This is a genomic window from Reyranella sp. (genome assembly GCF_044224635.1).
Taxonomy (GTDB): domain Bacteria; phylum Pseudomonadota; class Alphaproteobacteria; order Reyranellales; family Reyranellaceae; genus Reyranella.
Window position 1 is genome coordinate 1 of the sequence record NZ_JBGAKA010000006.1, and the last position, 20,285, is coordinate 20,285.

The 20,285-nt window shown below is 65.7% G+C and carries 21 protein-coding genes; 10 read left to right on the forward strand and 11 right to left on the reverse strand.

Annotated features, from left to right (window positions below):
* On the reverse strand, positions 1-542 hold a 542-nt coding region (locus ACILR9_RS07435), incomplete at its 3' end, for a hypothetical protein (protein ID WP_395709276.1).
* Positions 543-837: 295 nt separating this feature from the next.
* Here ACILR9_RS07435 and ACILR9_RS07440 point away from each other — a divergent pair.
* On the forward strand, positions 838-1,608 hold the full coding sequence (locus tag ACILR9_RS07440) for an SDR family NAD(P)-dependent oxidoreductase (RefSeq protein ID WP_395709277.1): 771 nt from the start codon (positions 838-840) through the stop codon (positions 1,606-1,608).
* 169 nt (positions 1,609-1,777) lie between these two features.
* Entirely contained in the window at positions 1,778-2,746 is a 969-nt protein-coding gene (locus ACILR9_RS07445) for a Bug family tripartite tricarboxylate transporter substrate binding protein (protein WP_395709278.1), read from the forward strand.
* A 144-nt stretch (positions 2,747-2,890) separates the two neighbouring features.
* On the opposite strand, the gene ACILR9_RS07450 is transcribed toward ACILR9_RS07445, so the two are convergent.
* Complete coding sequence (locus ACILR9_RS07450; protein WP_395709279.1) at positions 2,891-3,631, reverse strand: 2OG-Fe dioxygenase family protein; 741 nt, start codon at positions 3,629-3,631, stop codon at positions 2,891-2,893.
* A gap of 196 nt (positions 3,632-3,827) precedes the next feature.
* Here ACILR9_RS07450 and ACILR9_RS07455 point away from each other — a divergent pair, with 196 nt between their 5' ends.
* The gene (locus ACILR9_RS07455) at positions 3,828-4,709 is read left to right on the forward strand and encodes an alpha/beta fold hydrolase (protein WP_395709280.1); all 882 of its coding nucleotides are present in this window, start codon (positions 3,828-3,830) and stop codon (positions 4,707-4,709) included.
* Positions 4,710-4,958: 249 nt separating this feature from the next.
* Here the strand turns inward: ACILR9_RS07455 and ACILR9_RS07460 are convergent, their stop codons facing one another.
* The 6 genes from ACILR9_RS07460 to ACILR9_RS07485 are packed head-to-tail and all read right to left on the reverse strand — an operon-like array spanning position 4,959 to position 11,625.
* Positions 4,959-6,131 carry an ABC transporter substrate-binding protein gene (locus tag ACILR9_RS07460; protein ID WP_395709281.1) on the reverse strand — a complete coding sequence of 391 codons (1,173 nt, stop codon included), beginning with the start codon at positions 6,129-6,131 and terminating at the stop codon, positions 4,959-4,961.
* A 39-nt stretch (positions 6,132-6,170) separates the two neighbouring features.
* Entirely contained in the window at positions 6,171-8,033 is a 1,863-nt protein-coding gene (locus ACILR9_RS07465; RefSeq protein ID WP_395709282.1) for an AMP-dependent synthetase/ligase, read from the reverse strand.
* A gap of 37 nt (positions 8,034-8,070) precedes the next feature.
* The gene (locus ACILR9_RS07470) at positions 8,071-8,856 is read right to left on the reverse strand and encodes an ABC transporter ATP-binding protein (protein ID WP_395709283.1); all 786 of its coding nucleotides are present in this window, start codon (positions 8,854-8,856) and stop codon (positions 8,071-8,073) included.
* A 1-nt stretch (position 8,857) separates the two neighbouring features.
* A complete protein-coding gene (locus ACILR9_RS07475; protein ID WP_395709284.1) occupies positions 8,858-9,616 on the reverse strand; it encodes an ABC transporter ATP-binding protein in 759 nt (252 codons plus the stop codon).
* Positions 9,613-10,755, reverse strand: a complete 1,143-nt coding sequence (locus ACILR9_RS07480; protein WP_395709285.1) for a branched-chain amino acid ABC transporter permease — start codon at positions 10,753-10,755, stop codon at positions 9,613-9,615. Before ACILR9_RS07480 ends, ACILR9_RS07475 begins: the two co-directional genes overlap by 4 nt.
* 9 nt (positions 10,756-10,764) lie before the next feature.
* Positions 10,765-11,625, reverse strand: coding sequence for a branched-chain amino acid ABC transporter permease (locus ACILR9_RS07485; RefSeq protein ID WP_395709286.1), 861 nt, complete (start codon positions 11,623-11,625; stop codon positions 10,765-10,767).
* A 142-nt stretch (positions 11,626-11,767) separates the two neighbouring features.
* Between ACILR9_RS07485 and ACILR9_RS07490 the strand changes: the two genes are divergently transcribed.
* From ACILR9_RS07490 to ACILR9_RS07500, 3 genes are read left to right on the forward strand one after another with little or no spacing between them, the layout of a single operon-like run.
* Positions 11,768-12,949, forward strand: a complete 1,182-nt coding sequence (locus ACILR9_RS07490) for an acyl-CoA dehydrogenase family protein (RefSeq protein WP_395709287.1) — start codon at positions 11,768-11,770, stop codon at positions 12,947-12,949.
* A 9-nt stretch (positions 12,950-12,958) separates the two neighbouring features.
* Entirely contained in the window at positions 12,959-13,447 is a 489-nt protein-coding gene (locus ACILR9_RS07495) for a PaaI family thioesterase (RefSeq protein WP_395709288.1), read from the forward strand.
* Complete coding sequence (locus ACILR9_RS07500) at positions 13,444-13,905, forward strand: PaaI family thioesterase (protein ID WP_395709289.1); 462 nt, start codon at positions 13,444-13,446, stop codon at positions 13,903-13,905. The genes ACILR9_RS07495 and ACILR9_RS07500 overlap by 4 nt, the downstream gene beginning before the upstream one ends.
* Positions 13,906-14,040: 135 nt before the next feature.
* On the opposite strand, the gene ACILR9_RS07505 is transcribed toward ACILR9_RS07500, so the two are convergent.
* Positions 14,041-14,163 (reverse strand): helix-turn-helix domain-containing protein, encoded by a 123-nt coding sequence (locus tag ACILR9_RS07505; RefSeq protein WP_395709290.1) that lies wholly within the window; start codon positions 14,161-14,163, stop codon positions 14,041-14,043.
* Between the two features lie 268 nt (positions 14,164-14,431).
* Here ACILR9_RS07505 and ACILR9_RS07510 point away from each other — a divergent pair, with 268 nt between their 5' ends.
* The 4 genes from ACILR9_RS07510 (at position 14,432) to ACILR9_RS07525 (ending at position 18,580) form a co-directional block, all read left to right on the forward strand.
* Complete coding sequence (locus ACILR9_RS07510; RefSeq protein WP_395709291.1) at positions 14,432-15,160, forward strand: transglutaminase family protein; 729 nt, start codon at positions 14,432-14,434, stop codon at positions 15,158-15,160.
* Complete coding sequence (locus tag ACILR9_RS07515; RefSeq protein WP_395709292.1) at positions 15,157-16,374, forward strand: multidrug effflux MFS transporter; 1,218 nt, start codon at positions 15,157-15,159, stop codon at positions 16,372-16,374. Before ACILR9_RS07510 ends, ACILR9_RS07515 begins: the two co-directional genes overlap by 4 nt.
* A gap of 111 nt (positions 16,375-16,485) precedes the next feature.
* The gene (locus tag ACILR9_RS07520) at positions 16,486-17,403 is read left to right on the forward strand and encodes an SDR family NAD(P)-dependent oxidoreductase (RefSeq protein ID WP_395709293.1); all 918 of its coding nucleotides are present in this window, start codon (positions 16,486-16,488) and stop codon (positions 17,401-17,403) included.
* Between the two features lie 31 nt (positions 17,404-17,434).
* Positions 17,435-18,580, forward strand: a complete 1,146-nt coding sequence (locus ACILR9_RS07525) for a M20 family metallopeptidase (protein ID WP_395709294.1) — start codon at positions 17,435-17,437, stop codon at positions 18,578-18,580.
* Between the two features lie 168 nt (positions 18,581-18,748).
* On the opposite strand, the gene ACILR9_RS07530 is transcribed toward ACILR9_RS07525, so the two are convergent.
* Both ACILR9_RS07530 and ACILR9_RS07535 read right to left on the reverse strand, forming a co-directional pair.
* Positions 18,749-19,363 carry an NAD(P)-dependent oxidoreductase gene (locus ACILR9_RS07530; RefSeq protein WP_395709295.1) on the reverse strand — a complete coding sequence of 205 codons (615 nt, stop codon included), beginning with the start codon at positions 19,361-19,363 and terminating at the stop codon, positions 18,749-18,751.
* A complete protein-coding gene (locus tag ACILR9_RS07535) occupies positions 19,360-20,259 on the reverse strand; it encodes an alpha/beta fold hydrolase (RefSeq protein WP_395709296.1) in 900 nt (299 codons plus the stop codon). The genes ACILR9_RS07530 and ACILR9_RS07535 overlap by 4 nt, the downstream gene beginning before the upstream one ends.
* Positions 20,260-20,285 lie beyond the last annotated feature (26 nt).

Here is a 20,285-nt window from a genome sequence, read left to right on the forward strand (position 1 = left end):
GCAAAGCGGTTCTGCTGCTCGCTGAAGATCACGCGGAACAGCTCGCGAAACAGGCGCTCGATCCTGGGATCGGTCGGCCCCGAGGCGTCGGTCCAGGCGGTCGTGTAGGACAGCATGCGATCGTTGCGGCAGTAGATTGCGTAGACATAGAAGCGGCCGGGCTGCTGCGGCCGATGGCGGACCTGCGTCCCGGCGCAGACCGGATCGGCGTTGAGGTCGTTGGCCGGATCGAAGACCAGCACGAGCCGGTAGTTGGGCCGGGGCGGCGGAGATGGCTCGACGTAGCTGAAGGTGAGCGCGGGCCGCGGCTTGGCCGATTGCATCATCGGCAGCAGGTCGCGCGCCACGATCGACGGATCGATGCCGGGAAAGGGATTGCCGTCGAGCACCACCTGGAACGGTCGGCCGTCGGTGGCGGCCCAGAATTCGCGGAAGTCGTACTGCGGCGCGAAGTACGTGCCGCCGATCGTCGCGGCGAAGGCCGCGATCGATCCGACGAGCAAGGCCGAGAGGCCGACGGCGAGTCCGCGGAAGAGCCGCATTTGAGAACCTCGTTCGATGGATGCCGGACAGTATCGGACTCTTGCCACCACACGCGCCATCACGATGCGTTGAAACACGCAGCAATGATCCAAACACCGGGCAATGCCATTGTCATTTCACGCCAGCACAGGGCTTGTCCGTTGCCGGGTCGCTAGCGCCTGCCGGGCTGGTGATCCTGAGCGCGTCTCGCCGCACTGTTCGCGCATCGCGCGGGTCGAACGAGGGAGCCAGATTCCAGGTCCGTCGGCCGCACGCGTTTGCTATGAAGTTTCCGTCATCCCTGGAGGAAACCGCATGGCATCGCCGCTTTTCGACCTCACCGGCAAGGTCGCCGTCGTCACCGGCTCGAGCAAGGGCATCGGCAAGTCGATCGCCCTTCATCTCGCGCTGCAGGGCGCCAAGGTCGTGGTGTCGAGCCGCAAGGCGCCGGTGTGCGAGGAGACAGCGGCCGAGATCCGGAAGGCCGGCGGCGATGCCACGGTCATCCCCTGCAACATCTCGCAGAAGGAGCAGTGCGAGAACCTGATCGCCGAGACCCGCCGTCAGCTCGGTCCGGTCGACGTGCTGGTCTGCAACGCCGCCACCAACCCGTACTACGGGCCGACCGAGAAGATGCCGGATGAGGTCTTCATGAAGATCATGCAGAACAACATCCTGTCGAACATCTGGCTGATCAATCTCTGCCTGCCCGACATGCGCGCCAAGAAGGACGGCTCGATCATGATCGTGTCGTCGATCGGCGGCGTGCGCGCCAGCACGGTGATCGGCGCCTACTGCATCTCAAAGGCGGCCGACATGCAGCTCGCCCGCAACCTCGCCGCCGAGCTCGGGCCCGACAACATCCGCATCAACACCATCGCCCCCGGCCTGGTGCGCACCGACTTCGCCAAGGCGCTGTGGGACGATCCGAAGTATCTTGAGAAGCGCCTGGTGACTGCGCCGCTGCGTCGCATCGGCGAGCCCGACGACATCGGCGGCATCGCCGTCATGCTGGCCGGCAAGGCCGGCGCCTTCATCACTGGCCAGACCATCATTGCCGACGGCGGGGTGACGATCGGTGGCTGACATCAGGGGAGCCCCCAGTACGCCCGGCGCGCACCACGATGCCGAGGAAATGACAGTCGCTCATGGCTGGAGCGCGCCACTCCAGTGGCGCGTCTTCTCCGTGATCAACAATGATCGCGCCACTGGATGGAGTGGCGCGCCCCCAGCGCATTTTCATAGGAGGGGTGCCATGAAGTCGATGAAGCGTATCTGGCTCAGCGTCCTCGCTCTGCTGCTCGCCCTGCCGGCGGCGGCGCAGACCTATCCGGCGAAGCCCATACGCATCGTCGCCCCGTTCCCGCCCGGTGGCGTTGCGGACGTGCTGGCGCGGGCGCTGGCGCCAGAGCTGCAGGCCGCCCTCGGCCAGCAGGTGATCGTCGACAACAAGCCGGGCGCCGGCGGCAATCTCGGCGCCGAGATCGTCGCCAAGGCCGAGCCCGACGGCCACACGCTGCTGCTCGCCTCGGCTGGCATCCTGACGATCAATGAATTCCTCTATGCCAGGATGCCGTTCGACCCGGCGACGGCGTTCGCGCCAATCACCGTGGTCGGCGACATGCCCAACATCGTGGTCGTCCACCCGCGCACCGGCCTCACGACCCTGCAGGGCCTGATCGACAAGGCCAAGGCCGAGCCTGGCAAGCTCAATTTCGGTTCGGCGGGGAATGGCACGACAACCCATCTCGCCATTGTGCTGCTCGAGCAGGCGGCCCGGATCAAGCTCGCCCACGTGCCCTACAAGGGCGCGGCGCCGGCGGTGCAGGATCTGGTGGCCGGCCAGATCGACGGACTGGTCGACAACCCGCCGCTGGTGCTGGGCCATATCCGCAGCGGCGCCATCCGCGCGCTCGCCTGGGCGGCGCCGCAGCGCATGGCCATCCTGCCCGACGTGCCGACTGCCGCGGAAGCCGGCCTGCCGGGCTTCGAGGCTTCGTCGTGGTTCGCCCTGATCGCACCGGCCGGCACGCCGCGAGAGATCGTCGCCCGGCTGAACGCCGAGGCAGCGAAGATCCTGCGCGATCCCAAGCTCGTCGAGACCTTCGCCGGCCGCGGCGTGCGCCTGGTCGGCAACACGGTCGAGGACTTCACCGCTTTCATCCCGCGCGAGCGTACCCGCTGGGGCGAGATCGTGAAGGCCTCGGGCGTGAAGTTGGAGTAGGAATTCTCTTCCGGACCGCGGGCGTCTCGCCCGCTCAAGTGCACGAGCGGACGAAACGCTCGCGGTCCAGAAGATCATGACCCCGCCCTCGCCGTAAGACGGCGACACCTCCCCAGCGTTGGAGAGGAGAAGAGCGCGTAGATGTCAGGCCTTCTTGCGAAACGTCACCACCAGCACGTCACGGTAGGCTGGCTGGGCCGGGTTCTCCGGCTCGACCGGGGTTACGCCGTGATAGCAGCGGGCGTCGTCGACCAGCGCTGCATCGAGCGGGTCGGTCAGGGTAAAGCTGCCGAGCGTGCGCTTGTCGAGATCGTGCACCGTCGTGGTGCCGCTCCTGATGTTGCGCCGGTTGATCAGCAGCACCAGCACGTAGTCGACGCCGTCGCGGTGCATGCCCTCCGGAGTCGGCTTGCCGTGCTCGCCGCTGCGCGCCTCGATGCGGAACTGATGGACCTCGACGTGCCAGCGCGCCGTCTCGGGCGACAGGCGGCCGAACAGGGCGCGGCAATAGTCGAGGATGGTGCGCATCGATGCGCCATTGCCGATCTCCTCGGTGATCGGTTTGAACCAGCGCTCGATGCCGCCGTTCAGATGATTGTAGTCGAGCGTCTGGTAGTGCGGCCGGTGCGCGCCACGGGTGATGGCGTCCTGCTTGCCGGCCTCGTAGACGCCGAAGCGGCGCCTGCGATAGCGGCCCCCGTCGGCCATGTAGGTGTCGACCTCGAGATCGTTCCAGCTTTCTGCAAAGGCGGCCCAATCGGCCAAGGTGCCGAAGCGTAGCAGGGCGTTGCGCATGTCGGACGCTTCGACGAAGGCATACCCTGCCCGGGCCACCCCGTTGCGGATGCCCGTGGCGTTCTGAAGGCCGGTCCCGATCTCGCTCATAATTACAACTTTAACATTGGCGAGGCGCGATTGTTCATCCGGCGCCCATGAAGGATTCTAGGGGGCGGTGCGAGCGTATCGCAGTCCGGTCGCCCAACGGCAGGCCAGTGGACCTGTCGTGCCCTGACACGCCACAATCGACCGCCGCCGCGGCCTCGACCGCGGCGGCGATGCAAGGCTGCCAATGGGGGAGAGGATGCCGTTTGCCACCACGGATGACGGAGTGAAGCTCTACTACGAGGAGACCGGCGTCGGGGCTCCAGTCGTGTTCGTCCACGAATTCGCCGCCGACCATCGCTCGTGGGAGCTGCAGATGCGCCATTTCGGCCAGCGCTATCGCTGCGTCACCTACGGCGCCCGCGGCTATCCGCCCTCCGACGTGCCGGAGAAGCCGGAGCGCTACTCGCAGAACCGCGCCACTGATGACATCCTGGCGGTGATGGACCATTTGGGCATCGACAAGGCCCATGTCGTCGGCCTGTCGATGGGCGGTTTCGCCACCCTGCATTTCGGCTTCCGCCATCCGACGCGGGCGCGCTCTCTCGTGGTGGCCGGGGTGGGCTACGGCGCCGAGCGCGAGCAGCAGGCCAAGTTCCGCAGCGAGGTCGAGGTGGTGGCGGGCTCGCTCAAATCCGAGGGCATGGCGAAATTCGCCGAGAAGTACGCCTATGGACCCACCCGCGTGCAGTTCGAGAACAAGGACCCGCGCGGCTTCGCCCAGTTCAAGACGGAGCTGGGCGAGCACTCCGCTCTTGGCTCCGCCAACACCCAGATCGGCGTGCAGGGCCAGCGGCCGTCGCTCTACGACCTGGTCGACAAGATGAACGCGCTCACCGTGCCGACGCTGATCCTGACCGGCGACGAGGACTGGCCCTGCCTCACTCCCTCGGTGCTGATGAAGCGCGAGATTCCCTCGGCCGCCCTTGCCGTGATGCCGAACTGCGGCCACACGATCAATCTCGAGGACCCCGACCAATTCAATCGTATCGTCGGCGATTTCATCATCCAGGTGGAAGCCGGCCGCTGGCCCAGGCGCGACCCCCGGGCAATGGCCAATTCGATCACGGGGATGCGGTAGTCCCTTTGGATGGGGATCGAATGGCGACGCTTGCGGGGGCGGCGAGGCGGCCGACCTCGACGCCCGGGTCGCCATTGCCCAGTGCCAGGACGGCAACTATGCGGGCGGCATTCCGACCCTGCAGCAGAAGCTGCGGGATGCACGGGTCCCCGTGCCGCCGCCGCCGGCCTGATGGCAGGCAGCGTGACGGCAAAGAAAAACCCCGGGCGGCGAGGCCACCCGGGGTGAGAGGCGCGCCGTTCCGACCGGCTAGAAGCCGAGCGGCTCGGTCACGCGAACCCACTTGCCGTTCTTGACCTCGGCCAGGAACGAGGAGTTCGCGCCCTGACGGATGTTGGGACCGAAATTGACCTCGGGACCGTTGAAGATGTCCTTGTAGTTCTTGATCGCTTCCAGGCCCTTGATGAAGCTGTCGAGCGTCAGGTCCTTTCCGGCGTTCTTGAGGCCCTGGACGGCCAGGTCGGCGGCGACGTAGCCGTAGACCGCGCCGATGTTGGGGTCGACGTTGAAGCGCTTCTTGTAGTCCTCGACGAACTTCTTGACCGACGGGACCGGCGAATCGACGTACGGCATCTCGGTCAGGCCCATGGCATAGAAGCCGTCCATGCCCTGCGCCGCGCCAACGAACGAATCGTAGGACGAGGCGGCGCCGAGGAAGATCACGTCGTTCCAGCCGGCCTTGCGGGCGCTCGTGTAGGGCACAATCGAATCGCGCACGATCGAGCCCAACGCGATCAGCTCGCACTTGGCCTCGCGCAGCTTGGTGATCGGCGCGGTGAAGTCCTGGTCGGTCGGCTTGTGCGCCGTGGTCTCGACGATCTTGATGCCGAGCTTCTGGGCCTGTTCCTTGGCGCCTTCGAGGATTTCCTTGCCGAAGTCGGTGTCCTGGTACATCACGCAGACGTTCTTCACGCCCTTGTTCTTGACGAAGTAGTTGATGCCCGAGCGGATCTGGTCGACGTAGGATGCCGCCCCGTAGAACTTCAGCCGCTCATAGGGCTCGTACATCGAGCGCGCCGCCGACAGCGGGAAGAGGTTGGGCACGCCGGCCGCGAACTGGTCCTTGAAGCAGGCGTTGTTCATCGGCGTGCCGAGCGGGCCGACGAAGGCGAACACCTTGTCGCGGTTGATCAGCTTGTTGCAGGCCTGGACCGCCTTCGGCACCTGGTAGGCCTGATCCTCGACGATCACCTTGAGCTTGCGGCCGTTGATGCCGCCGGCCTCGTTGATCTCGTCGAAGCGCATCTTGACGCCGTTGGACGACGACACGCCGTAGGTCGCGGCCGGGCCCGACAGGTCGGTCGGCATGCCGAACACCACCTCGGTTGCCGTGACGCCTCGCGTTTGCGCCGAGGCGGCGGTGGCGAGCGTTGCGGCCGCAGTCGCTGCCGTCACCGCCTTGAAGATTGTCCACTTGCTCATCGCATTTCCTCCCTTGCGATTGGTTGCCACGTTAGCGGGTTACACAGTCTCGGCATACATGCCGTCGATCATCGCCTTGTACTTCTCGTTCACGAACTTGCGCTTGAGCTTCATGGTCGGCGTGACCTCGTCGTCCTCGGCGGTGAGCTGCTGCTCGATCAGCCGGAACTTCTTGATCGTCTCGACCCGCGCGAAATTCTGGTTCACGCGCTCGATCTCCCCCCAGATCAGGTCGTTGACCTCGCGCGCCCGGCACAGCGAGGCGAAGTCGGTGAACGGCACGTTGACGTCCTGGGCGTGCTTGGCGACGTTGTCGTAGTCGATCATGATCAGGCAGGTCAGGAACTTGCGCTTGTCGCCGACCACCACCGCATCGGAGATGTAAGGCGAGAACTTGAGCTGGTTCTCGATCTCCGACGGGGTGATGTTCTTGCCGCCGGCCGTGATGATGATGTCCTTCATGCGGTCGGTGATCTTGAGGTAGCCCTCGTTGTCCATCGTGCCGACGTCGCCGGTGTGCAACCAGCCGTCGCGCAGCGTTTCCGCCGTCTTCTCCGGCTGGTTCAGATACCCCATGAAGATATGCGGACCCCGCAGCAAAATCTCACCTTCCGGCGAGATCTTCGTCTCGGTGCGCGGGGCGGTGACGCCGACCGTGCCGAGCTTGATGCGGTCGGGCATGCCGGTTGCCAAGCCGCAATTCTCGGTCTGGCCGTAGACCTCGCGCATGTCGACACCGAGCGCGCGATACCATTTGATCAGGTCGGGCGCGATCGGCGCCGCGCCGGTGCCGGCAAAGCGAACCCGGTGCATGCCGATGGCGCGCTTGATGTTGTCCAGCACCAGGAAATCGGCGACGCGGTGCGCCGCCTTGAGGGCGGCCGACGGGCGGTCGCCGGCCAGCTCGGTTTCGGCGAGCTTCAATCCGACGCCGATCGCCCAGCCATAGGCCGTGCGGCCGAGCCAGGTCGCCTCCTTCATGCGGATGGCGATGCTGGAATAGAAGCGCTCCCAGATGCGCGGCACCGCGAAAAAGCTCGTCGGCGCCACCTCGCGGATGTTCTCGGGCACCGTCTCGACGCTTTCGGCAAAATTGGCGATGGCACCGGACCGCAGCGGCAGGAAGGCGGTGAAGGTGCGCTCGGCGACGTGACAGAGCGGGAGGAAGGCAAGCTGCTCGTCGTCGGTGCCCATCGGGATGAAGGCATCGGCATTGGATATCTGGAAGATCACGTTGCGGTGCGACAGCATCGCGCCCTTGGGTGGGCCGGTGGTGCCCGACGTGTAGACCAGCAGGGCGAGCTCTTCGGCCTTCGATCCGGCGACCAGCTTCTCCCACGCGCCGGGACTCGCCGCCTCGTGCGCCCGCCCCAGCGCCAGCAGATCGTCGAACGGCATGACCATAGGGTCGTTGAAGTCGGCCAGCCCCTCCATGTCGAAGACGAAGACCTTGACGATCGTCGGGCAGCGTTCGCGGATGTCGATGAACTTGTCGAGCTGCTCCTCGTTCTCGACGAACAGGAAGCGCGTGCGGCTGTCGTTGACGATGTACTCGACCTGCTTGGCCGAGTCGGTCGGATAGATGCCGTTGGAGACGCCGCCGGCGCCCGTCGTGCCCATGTCGGCGTAGAGCCATTCGGGCACCGTCTCGGCCAGGATCGAGACCACGTCGCCGCGCTGCAGGCCGAGCTTGGCAAGCCCCATGCCGACTGCGCGAGCGCGCTCGCCGTAATCCCGCCAGCCGGTGGCGCGCCAGATGCCGAGCTTCTTCTCGCGGAAGGCGGTGCGTCCGTCGCGCGCCTTCACCTGGTGCCAGAACAGCTTGGAGATCGTGTCGCAGCCTTCGATCTCGATCCGCTCGTTCGAGCCCGCCAACGTCCTCTCGCTTGCCAACCCGTCCATTGCATCGCCTCCCGACGGTCCTCGGCCCGTCGTCCGGTTATCTCCAGGTCTTGCGCTTCTTCCAGCGCCGCTTGCCGCGTGTGCCCTGCTCCTTGATGCCGAGATAGAATTCCTTGATGTCTTCCTTCTGCAGCAGCCGGGCGCAGGTATCGGCCATGACGATACGGCCGACTTCCAGCACGTAGCCATAGTCCGCGGTCTGCAGCGCCATGTTGGCATTCTGCTCGACCAGCAGGATGGTGACGCCGCGCTCGCGATTGATGCGCACGACGATCTCGAAGATCTCCTTCACCAGCTTGGGCGACAGGCCGAGCGACGGCTCGTCAAGCAGCATCAGCCTCGGCCGCGCCATCAGGGCGCGGCTGATCGCCAGCATCTGCTGCTCGCCGCCGGACAGCGAGCCGGCCCGCTGGTCGGCGCGCTCGCGCAGCACCGGGAAGTAGCCGAACACGTCCTCCAGGTCCTTGGCGACGCCGTCGGGATCCTTGCGCGTGAAGGCGCCCATGCGCAGGTTCTCGCGCACGCTGAGGAACGGGAAGACTTCGCGGCCCTCGGGCACGTGGCTGACGCCGAGCCGCATGACCTTGTCGGGGTCGACACCGCGGACGTCGCGGCCTTCGAACAGGACGCTGCCCTTCTGCGCATCCATGACGCCGGAGACGGTCTTCAGCACCGTGGTCTTGCCGGCGCCGTTGGCGCCCAGGATGGTGACGATGCCGCCCTTCGGCACCTCGAACGAGACACCACGGATCGCCATGATCGGCCCGTAGTAGGTCTCGATGTTGGAGACCTTGAGGAGGGGATCGGCTGCCGATGCGGTCATCTCACCCTCCCAGATACGCGCGGACGACCTCGGGATGCGACTGCACCTCGCCCGGCGTACCGGTGGTGATGGGGCGGCCGTAGTTCAGCGCCATGACCCGGTCGGAGACGGCGGAGACCAGGCTCATGTCGTGCTCGACCATCAGCACGGTGATGCCGAGAAGGTCGCGGATGTCCTGGATCCAGAACGCCATGTCGTCGGTCTCCTCGACATTGAGGCCGGAGGACGGCTCGTCCAGCAACAGCAACTTCGGATCGGTGCACAAGGCGCGCGCGAGCTCGGTGACCTTACGAACACCGTAGGGCAGGTTGACGATGAAGCTGTCGCGGTATTGTTGCAGGTCGAGGAACTCGATCACCTTCTCGACCGCCTCGCGATGCTCGAGCTCCATGCGCCTGACCGACGGCAGGAACAGCAGCTCGGAGAAGAAGCCCGAGCGTTTGTGGGCATGGCGTGCCAGCAGCAGGTTCTGCAGCAAAGTCGCATGCTCGAACAGCTCGATGTTCTGGAACGTGCGCGCGATCCCGAGCGCGGCAATGCGGTGCGGCGGCACGTTGGTGATGTCGTTGCTGTTGAAGATCAGCTTGCCGCCGGTCGGCTCATAGATGCGGCTCACCAGGTTGAAGATCGTGGTCTTGCCCGCGCCGTTCGGCCCGATGATGGTGAAGACCTCGCCCTGGTCGACGTCGAAGCTGACGCCATCGACCGCCTTGATGCCGCCGAAGTTGATGGACAGCCCGTCAGCCTGGAAGAAGCTCATCGCAGGCGCTCCGACCGCATGTAGGTTCGCTGACGCTTGAAGGTGGCGCGCTTGTACATCGGGAAGGTCGAGAAAAAGACACGGATCTTGATCCAGCGGCCGTACATGCCGAGCGGCTCGAGGAGGATGACCAGGACCAGGATCAGGCCGAAGATTCCGGCTTCGACGCCGGGCTTCTTGAGAAAGTTGCCGACTGCCTCGCCCAGGACGCCGATTGCCGAGATGCCGGTCGATTGTGCCGCATCGGTCATGCTGGCCGGGATCGAGTCGCGCAGGATGGCGATGACCGGCGGCAGGAGGGCGACGAAGATCGCCCCGAACACCGCGCCGTGCAACGACCCCAGGCCGCCCACGATCACCAGCAGCAGGAACTGGATCGACAGCAGGATGGTGAAGATGTCGGGCGCGAGATAGGCGATCTTGTGGGCGAACAGGGCGCCGGCCAGGCCCATCAGGGCCGCCGAGTAGGCGAAGGCGATGGACTTGTAGATCGCCAGGTTGACGCCCATCGACTGGGCGGCGATCTCGCTGTCGCGAATGGCGACCCAGGCGCGACCGGTCGGCGCGCGCAGCAGGTTGCGGGTCAGCCACAGCGCCAGCACCAGGAAGAACAGGCAGAGGTAGTAGAACGCCCGATCGTCGGCGAAGGAGATGCCGAGGATGACGGGCTTGTCGACCGGCATGCCGGCGAAGCCGTTCGTCACGTACTCCCAGCGGCTGAACACCTCCTGGATGATCACCGAGAAGGCGAGCGTGGCGATGGCGAGATAGATGCCGGTCATGCGCAGCGCCGGCAGGCCGACGATGATGCCCGATGCCGTGGTGATCAGGACGGCGAGGATCACCGATGGTATCCAGGGGATGCCGTGCTTCAGGAAGAAGGCGTGCGCATAGGCACCGATGCCGAGGAACGCGGCGTGCCCCAGCGACACCAGGCCGGTATAGCCGACCAGCACCATCAGGGAGATGCCGCACAGGGCGTAGATGAACACCCAGGCCGTCTCGCCGACGTAGTATTCGGACATCAGGAAGGGCAGGGCGATCACCACCACGCCAAGCAGCCCGTACCAGGAGGCGTCGACCCGGTCGCGGAAGATCTGGATGTCTTGCGCGTAGGAAGTCTTGAACAGGAAACGCATCGCCCGGGCCTACACTTTCTTGCGCGCCAGGGTGCCGAACAGACCCTGCGGGCGAACGATCAGCATGATCAGGAGCACGATATAGGGCGCCGTATCCTTGAAGCCCTCGGGCAGGGTGGCGCCAGCATAGAGCTCGATCAGGCCGATGATGATGCCGCCCAGCAGCGCGCCGGGGATCGAGCCGAAGCCGCCGAGCACGGCGGCGGCGAACGCCTTCAGCGCCACCGCGAGGCCCATGTTGATGTCGATCAGGGTCACCGGCGCCAGCAGGATGCCGGCGGCCGCGGCGACGCCGGCCGAGATCGCCCAGATCAGCGAGAAGATCAGCTTCACCGGGATGCCCATGTAGTAGGCCGCGAGCTGGTTCTGCGACGTCGCCTGCATGGCGACGCCGATCCGCGTGTGGTTGAAGAAGGCGTAGAGCACGCCGCACAGGACCAGGGTGCCGGCGACGATCGACAGGTACTGGTGGCTGAGCGTCACCCCGCCGACCTGCCACACGCCGCTGAAGGGCGTCGGCAGGGTGTAGATCTCGGAGCCCCAGGTGACGCTGGCGAACGTGCGGAACATGGCGCCGAGGCCGATCGTGAGCATAACAATGGCAAACTGGGGCTGCCCGATCACCTTGCGCAGCACGACGGCGTCGAGCAGGGCGCCGAAGGCGCCGACCGTCACCACCGAAAGCAGGAAGGCGAGCCAGTAGTCGAGTCCCCACCAGATGACCGCCATATAGGCGACGAAAGCGCCCAGCATGAGGAGGTCGCCCTGGGCGAAGTTGACCAGCTCGGTGGCCTTGTAAATCAACACGAAGCCCAAGGCGACCAAGCCATAGATGCAGCCGACCGCCAACCCATTGAGGGTGAGTTGCAAAAAAGTAACCAGTTTCCTACCCCTGCCAACAAGCGATCTGATGTCGCCTTGATTTCCAACCAATATGAACGGCTGTTCAGCGCTGTCAACGCGCTAGAGCCGTTTCTCGGAAAGTGTAACAACACTCAGTGAGGAGTGCCCGATGCCCATTGCCGATTCAGTGAGACCGCAGCTGCCCGAAGCCGTGCCGGCAAGCCCGTTCTACTCCGAGGAGCATCAGATATTCCGGCATACCGTCCGGCGCTTCGTCGAGCGCGAGATCATGCCACACGTCGACCAGTGGGACGAAGCAGAGGAATTCCCGCGCGAGCTTTACAGGAAGGCATCGGCCGCCGGCCTGCTGCAGCTCGGTTTTCCCGAGGAATATGGCGGCGTGCCGACCGACCCCTTCTTCGGCATCATCAAGGCCGAGGAGATGGCACGCCACGGCAGCGGCGGCCTGAATGCCAGCCTGAACAGCCATACGATCGGCTCGCCGCCGATCGCCGCCCTGGGGCCGGAATGGATGAAGCGCAAGGTGCTAACCGAGGTCCTGGCCGGCGAGAAGATCAGCGCGCTTGCCATCACCGAGCCGTCGGGCGGCTCCGACGTCGCCAACCTCAAGACCACGGCGAGACGCGACGGCGATCACTATGTCGTCAACGGCTCCAAGATGTTCATCACCTCGGGTATGCGGGCCGACTACTACACCGTGGCGGTGCGCACCGGCGGGCCGGGGGCGAGCGGCGTGTCGCTGCTGCTGATCGAGCGCGACCGCGAGGGCTTTGCCCGCACCAAGCTCAAGAAGATGGGCTGGTGGGCATCCGATACCGCACAGCTCTTCTTCGACAATGTGCGCGTGCCGGTCGACAACCTGATCGGCCAGGAGAACAAGGGCTTCATCGGCATCATGCTGAACTTCAATCAGGAGCGGCTCGGCATGTCGGCTGGCGCCTGCGGCTATGCCAAGGTCTGCCTGGACGAGGCGATCGCCTACGCCCGCGAGCGCCACACCTTCGGTAAGCCGCTGATCGCCAACCAGGTGGTGCGCCACCGCCTGGTCGACATGGCGATGCGCATCAACGCCGTGAAATCGACCCTCGAGCTGCTCGCTTGGCGGGTCGCGCAGGGCGAGAAGCCGGTGGCCGAGATCTGCATGCTGAAGAACCTTGCGACCTCGACCCTGGAGTTCTGCGCCAACGAGGCGGTGCAAACCTTCGGCGGCGCCGGCTACCTGCGCGGCGCCAAGGTCGAGCGCATCTATCGCGAGACCAAGGTGATGTCGATCGGCGGCGGCTCGGTCGAGATCATGAAGGACCTCGCGGCCCGGCAGATGGGTCTCTAGAAGGGCGCCATGAAACCGCCCCTCACCACCCGCGAGGAACGCCTCGCCTTCTTCCAGCAATGGTTCGCCGATACCATCCCGCACAGCCGGGCCCTGGGAATCAAGATCGTCGATGCCCGCTGCGGCTTTGCCGCCATGCGCCTCGAGTGGCGCCAGGAGTTGGTGGGTAACCCGGAAACCGGCGTGCTGGCGGGCGGGCCACTGACCGCCCTGCTCGACGGCTGCTGCGGCATGGCAGTGGCGACCATGCTGCGGGAGCCCAAGCCGTTCGCGACGCTCGATCTCCGCATCGACTACGTGAAGCCGGCGGCGCCGGGCCAGGCGGTGATCGCCGAGGCCGAGTGCTACCGGGTCACCCATTCGGTCGCCTTCACGCGCGCCTTTGCCCATCACGGCGACGCCAAGGACCCGATCGCCGCGGCCGCCGGCACCTTCATGCTCGACACCAAGGGCGAGGTGATCCGGGCTCAAACCGTCGGCTCGGAGGTGAAGCGGTGAGCTCTTTGCTCGAACGCCTCGCCGAGGTCCGCAAATCGGGTGAGGTTGGCCGGCTCGCCGAGGCGATTCCGTACGCCCGCTGGATGCGCATCGCGCCGGAGAACGGCACCGGCGAGCTCCTGACCCGCATGCGCTATCACGAGGACCTGATCGGCAACACGTTCCTGCCGGCGATCCATGGCGGCACGCTCGGTGCCATGCTCGAGATGACGGCGATCTTCCATCTCTTGTGGGAGACCGAGACCGAGACGGTGCCCAAGATCGTGAACATCACGGTCGACTATCTGCGCTCGGCGCGGCCGGCCGACGTCATTGCCTCGGCCAAGGTGACCAAGCAGGGCCGCCGCATGGTCAACGTCTTTGCCGAAGCCTGGCAGGACGACCGCTCCAAACCGGTCGCCACGGCGAACGCGCATTTCCTCGTCATTTCCCCGGACGACGCGCCACCGTCGCTGTAGTCTTCTCCTCCTCAGCGAAGCTGGGGAGGTGTCTCCGTCATACGGCGAGGGCGGGATCATAGGCCTGGAGCGCGCCACTCCGTGGCGCTCTTCTTGTCGATCATATCCCATGAGCGCCACAGACAGCTTGTGAGCTTATTGCTGATGTCGCTTTCGATCCGAAGTTGCAGCGATTTGCCGGACCGACTTGCCCGCTCGATGTAGCTCGGCAATGTGACACCGCTTGTCGAGCGTGATCTGATTGTAACGGGTTCCCATGACAACACCCTTCTAGCAAGGTGTTGCACTTCGTTTGAGACCCCGGGGGGGGACCTTTCCTTTCTCGGATCTGCAGCCAAAGTCGATGCCGCAAATAAATTCACAAGCTCGAAGCGGCGCGCTCCCGGCGAAGACTCATGACCCCTCCGTCCACGAAGATGTGTCCATTCCCGTAGCAGCGGAACTGGGGAGGGTGAGGCGCATGGGTGCCTTGCGCGTCGACTTGGCTCATGAAATCGCCGGCGGCTTGCAGTAAACCCGCGACACCATGGATTACGATGCGCTGAGGAATTCGGCCGACGATATCGTGCGCGACGGGGCGGCCTTCGAGGCCTACCTCCGTCCGGGCGACCTGATCGACTCGGAACATGCGCGAATTCAAGCCCACGCAACCGAGGTTGCCGGCGAGGGCAGCGACCGCGAGAAGTCGCTCCGCCTCTACTACGCGGTGCGTGACGGGCTGCGCTACGACCCCTACAACACGCCGATGAAGCGCGACGCCTATCGGGCGAGCGTCACGCTGGCCGCAGGGCATGGATATTGCGTGAACAAGGCGGGGCTGATGGCGGCGCTTTGCCGCGCAGCCGGCATCCCTGCCCGGGTCGGCTACGCCGACGTGCGCAATCACATGACCACCAAACGGCTCTCCGACCTGATGGGCAGCGACGTCTTCTACTACCACGGCTACACCGAGGTCTGGCTCGACGGCCATTGGGTGAAGGCGACGCCAGCCTTCAACAAGGAGCTGACGGAGCGCTTCGGCCTGAAACCGCTGGAATGGGACGGGGTCGCCGATTCAATCTACCACCCGTTCGATCTCGGCGGGCGGCGTCACATGGAGTACCTCGCTTATCGCGGCGTCTTCGCCGACATCCCGTTCGACGAAATCCGTGATGCCTTCCGTCGCTATTATCCCAAGATGAGCCGAGCCCAGGAGGCGATGCCGCTGGGCGGTGATTTCGGCGCCGAAGGGGCGTTGGAAGTCTCCAGGAAGTGACCATCGTTCCGCGTTCGGTCGGCTACGTCGCCCTCCTGGTGGCGTTGGGCAGCTTCGGCCCCCTGACGATGAGCATCTACACGCCGGTCATGCCGTCGGTCGGCGTTTCCTTCGGCGCCAGCTCCGATAGCGTGAAGCTCACCCTCACGACCTACATGCTGGGCTTCGCCGTCGGCCAGCTCTTCTACGGTCCCCTGAGCGATCGCTACGGGCGGCGGCCGATCCTGATGTTCGGCGTGCTGTTCTTCACCGTGGCGACCTTCGCCTGCTCCTTCGCGCCGTCCATCGCCGGCCTGATCGGCCTGCGCATCCTGCAAGGACTCGGCGCGGCGTCAGGGTCGGTCCTGAGCCGGGCGTTGACGCGCGATGCCTACAGCTTCCGCGAGATGCCGATGGTGATGAGTTGGATCTCGCTTTCCATGAACATTGCGCCTTCGCTCGCGCCGACCCTCGGCGGTTTCCTGGGCGAGAGTTTCGGCTGGCGCGCCACCTTCTGGTTCGTCGGCGGCTTCGCCCTGGTGCTGCTGGTCGTGGCGGCGCTCGGCCTCGGCGAGACCAATCGCCATCGCAGTGCGGCGCTCGATTTCAAGAGCCTGCTGCGCGGCTCGGGCGAGATGCTGCGCGACAGGCACTTCCTCGGCTACGTCCTGCCGATGGGTTTCGCGTTTGCCATCAATTTCGGCATGCTGGCGGGCACTCCCTTCATCCTGCAGGAAAGGCTTGGTTTCTCGCCGCAGGAGTTCGGGCTTATCGTGCTCATATCGGTCGGCGGTTTCACGGCCGGGACCTTCGTGAACAACCGCCTGATCGGTCGCGTCCCGTCGACCTCCATCATGCTGTGGGGCGGCTGGTTCCATGTCGCGGCGCTCGGCGCGATGGGCGCCCTGTCGCTGGCGGGCTTCGAGGCGTGGTGGGCCATCATCGGGCCGCACATGGTGCTGAGCTTCGGCTCGGGCTTCCTGGTGCCGACCAGCAGCGCCGGCGCGGTCGGCATGTTCCCCAGGCTGGCGGGAACCGCGGCCTCGTGGGTCGGGCTGGCTCAGATGGGGATGGGCGCCCTGGGCACGATCGCCGTTGCCCTGCTGACCATGGCCGGCAGCCGCTTCATCGCCATGCCGTTGGTGGTGGGCCTGCTGCCGTTTGCGCTGCTCACCGTGCTCAGTGCCCGCCTGCTGCGCAGCCCCCGCACGACGGCGATCGAGCCGCACGACTGAGCCGGTTTCGCCGCGCAAAGCGCGGTGGCGATCGGGCCTGCAACGAGGCTTCCCGGCGGAGATCGACCTGGGCTACATGCAGGTCAGGACATCACGACGGGAGAAGCGGACATGGCCGACATGCTGAAGGGTAAGGTCGTACTGGTTACCGGTGCAGGTGGCGGCATCGGCCGCGAGATGGCGCTGCTGGCCGCCAGGGAAGGCGCCAATGTCGTGGTTAACGACCTCGGCGGCGCCGTCGACGGCGAGGGCTCCGGCAGCGCGACGCCGGCGCAGAAGGTGTGCGACGAGATCAAGGCGGCGGGCGGCAAGGCGGTGCCCAATGCCGACAGCGTGACCGATCCGGCCGGCGCCGAGCGCATGATCAAGACGGCGGTCGAGAATTTCGGGCGCATCGACGGCGTCATCAACAATGCCGGCATCCTGCGCGACCGCATCTTCCACCGCATGAGCCATGTCGACTGGAAGATGGTGATCGACGTTCACCTGAACGGTGCCTTCAACGTCAGCCGCGCCGCCGCCAACCACTTCAAGGAACAGAAGTCGGGTGCCTTCGTGCACTTCACCTCGACGTCGGGCCTCGTCGGCAATTTCGGTCAGGCCAACTACTCGGCGGCCAAGATGGGCATCGTCGGCCTGTCGCGTTCGATCGCGCTCGACATGGCGGCCTTCAACGTCCGCTCGAACTGCATCTCGCCGTTCGCCTGGACGCGCATGATCGGGACCATTCCCGCCGACACCGAGGCGCAGAAGGCGCGCCTGGAGCGCTCCAAGCGGATGACGCCGGCCAAGATCGCGCCGATGGCGGTGTTCCTGCTGAGCGACGCCGCCGACGGCATCACCTCGCAGATCTTCGGCGTGCGCATGAACGAGATCATGCTGTTCAACGCCAACCGCCCGGTCCGCTCGGTGCACAATTCGGAGGGCTGGACGCTCGAATCGATCGCCGAGCAGGCCGTGCCATCGATGAAGCCCTACTTTACCGACATGAAGCGCTCGCCCGAGTACTTCACCTGGGATCCGGTGTGAGGGTCATTCATACACGGGAGTTTGCTGGACGATGCCAACGCAACGCGAGAACGAACCGAAGATCGATCCCCAGGAAGTGCTCGAAGGCATCGTCGAATGGATCAGCATCGAAAGCCCGAGCCACGACGGCAAGGCTGTCAACGTCATGGTCGACAAGGTCGAGGGCCAGTTCCGCGACCTCGGGCTCAAGCTCGAGCGCATCCCTGGACGTGACGGGTTCGGCGACATCCTGGAGGCCAAGACGCCGTGGGGCGAGGGCAGGGGCATCCTGGTGCTCGCCCATCTCGATACTGTCCATCCGATCGGCAGCATCGAGAAGGAGCTCAAGGTCCGCCAGGAAGGCGACAGCGTGTTCGGCCCGGGCATCTACGACATGAAAGCCGGCGGCTACATCGCCTACTACGCGCTGCGCCACCTGATCCGCCAGGGCAAGCGCCCGAAGCTGCCGGTGACCTTCCTGTTCATTCCCGAAGAGGAGGTCGGCAGCCCGACCTCGCGGGCGCGTATCGAGGAAGCAGCCAGGGGGCATAAATATGCGCTGGTCATGGAGCCAGGCCGCGACGGCGACCGCGTGGTGACGTCGCGTAAGGGCGTCGGCCGGTTCGTCATCACGGTGAAGGGCCGGGCCTCGCATGCCGGCGTGCGCCACGAGGACGGCCGCAGCGCCATCCTCGAGATGGCGCGCCAGATCCTGCGCATCGAGAGCTGGACCGACTATGCGCGCGGCGTTACCGTCAATGTCGGGCTGATCAACGGCGGCACCGGCGTCAACGTCGTCTCGGCCGAGTGCACCGCGGAGATCGATCTGCGCGTGCCCGATCCGCGCAGCGCCGAGGAGATGACGCATCGTTTCCTCAACATCGAGCCGATCGGCGCCGACGTCGAGGTCCGGGTCGAGGGCGGCATGAACCGGCCGCCCTACCAGAAGGACGCCGGCATCAGCGACCTGTTCACCAAGGCACAGGCGATCTACCGCGAGATCGGCAAGGAGCTTCAGGACGTTCCCCTGACCGGCGGCGGCAGCGACGGCAACTTCACGGCCGCGCTCGGCATCCCGACGCTCGACGGCCTCGGCGCCGACGGCAAGGGTGCGCATGCCGCCTACGAGCAGATCTACTTCTCCTCGCTGCAGCCTCGCACCTACCTCTGCGCCCGCCTGTTGGAGACGTTGGAGTAGGAAGAGCCTTCTCCTCCCCAGCTTCGCTGGAGAGGTGCCCCGTCATACGGGGCGGAGGGGTCATGAGCCTCAGTCTCGTTGCTCATGACCCCTCCGTCGCCGAAGACGGCGACACCTCCCCAACTGAGTTGGGGAGGAAAATGAGAGAGCTGGGGGAGGAGAGGCAGATCAATACCCCGCCGTGAACCGCTTGCGCAGATGCCTGGGCTTTTCGATCTCGTCCACGATGGCGACCGCGAAATCCTCTCGGCTGATGCGGCTCTCGCCCTTGGCATCCTCGATCAGCGTGTCCAGGGCGACGCGGAATTTGCCGGTGCGCTTGCCCGGGCCGATCGAGGCGGGCGGCGAGATCGCCGTCCAATCGTAATCGTCGATCTTGCGGATCTCCTCGTAGGCCTGCAGGGCTGGCAGCGAGGTCGGCGGTTGGACGCCCTTTTCGGACATGTAGTCGTAGTGCCGGCGGCCGTCGCTGCGCAGCAGGCTGCCGGCGCCGATCACGAACAGCGCCCGCTTGACGCCGGCCTGGCGGATCGTATCGATGACTCGCCGCACGTCGTTCTCGTTCCACTTCACCGAGACCACGACGACATCGTGGCCCTTCAGGATCTGCGTCAGGGCCGGCGCGTCGGTCGTGCTGGCGGCGCGGATGGTCATGCCGGGGCGTGGCGCGAGCTTGCGCGGGTCGCGCGTCAGCGCCGTCACCGGATGCTTGCGAGTCAGGGCCTCGTCGAGGATGCGGCTGCCGATATTGCCGCTGGCACCGATCAGCACGATGTTGGTCACGGGGCTGCTCCTTTCATGAGGTCTTGCAGGGCGTCGACCGTCGCGGCGGGCGCCTCCTGCGGCACGTTGTGGCCGATGCCCTGAAGCAGGCGCCGCTCGTAGGAACCGCTGAAGAAGGCGGCTTGCTGGTCGGTCGGCGGCGCCGAACCGACGCCGTCGTGACCGCCATGCAGGTTGATCGTCGGGACGCAGATCTTCGGTTGCCTGGCGAGCTGCGCCTCGATAGCGAGCAGGGCGGGATCGCCCGGCGCGTAGCCGTACCGGTGGCGATAGGACTGGATCACCACGTCGACGAAATCGGGATTGTCGAACGAGACGGCGCTCTTCTCGAAGGTCGCCGCGTCGAACCGCCATTCCGGCGACCACAGCTGCCACAGGAGCCGGCAGACGTCGCGGCGGTTTTGGGTGAGCCCGGCGCGGCCGCGCTCGGTGTGGAAGTAATACTGGTACCACAAGCGATGCTCCTGGGCGGCCGAGACCGGTTGGCCCGAGGCGGCGATGTTCTGGATGTTGTAGCCGGTGCAGCTCACCAGGCAGCGCACGCGCTCGGGCCACAGGGCGGCGACGATGCAGGCCGCGCGTCCACCCCAATCGTAGCCGGCCAGGGCGGCACGTCGGATGGCGAGCGCATCCATGAGCTGCAGCAGATCGTGGCCGAGGGCGGCCTGCTCGCCCGAACGCGGCGTGTTCGCAGAGAGGAAGCGCGTCGGCCCGTAGCCGCGCAGGTAAGGCACCAGCACGCGGTTGCCGGCTTCGGCAAGGGGCGGCGCCACCTCGTCGAAGGCGCGGACGTCGTACGGGAAGCCGTGCAGCAGGATGACGGCCGGCCCATCGGCCGGCCCGTGCTCCTCGTAGGCGATCTCCAGGACGTCGGTGCGCACGCGTTTCGATTTCATGATGCGAGCTTAGCGCGCTGCGTTGA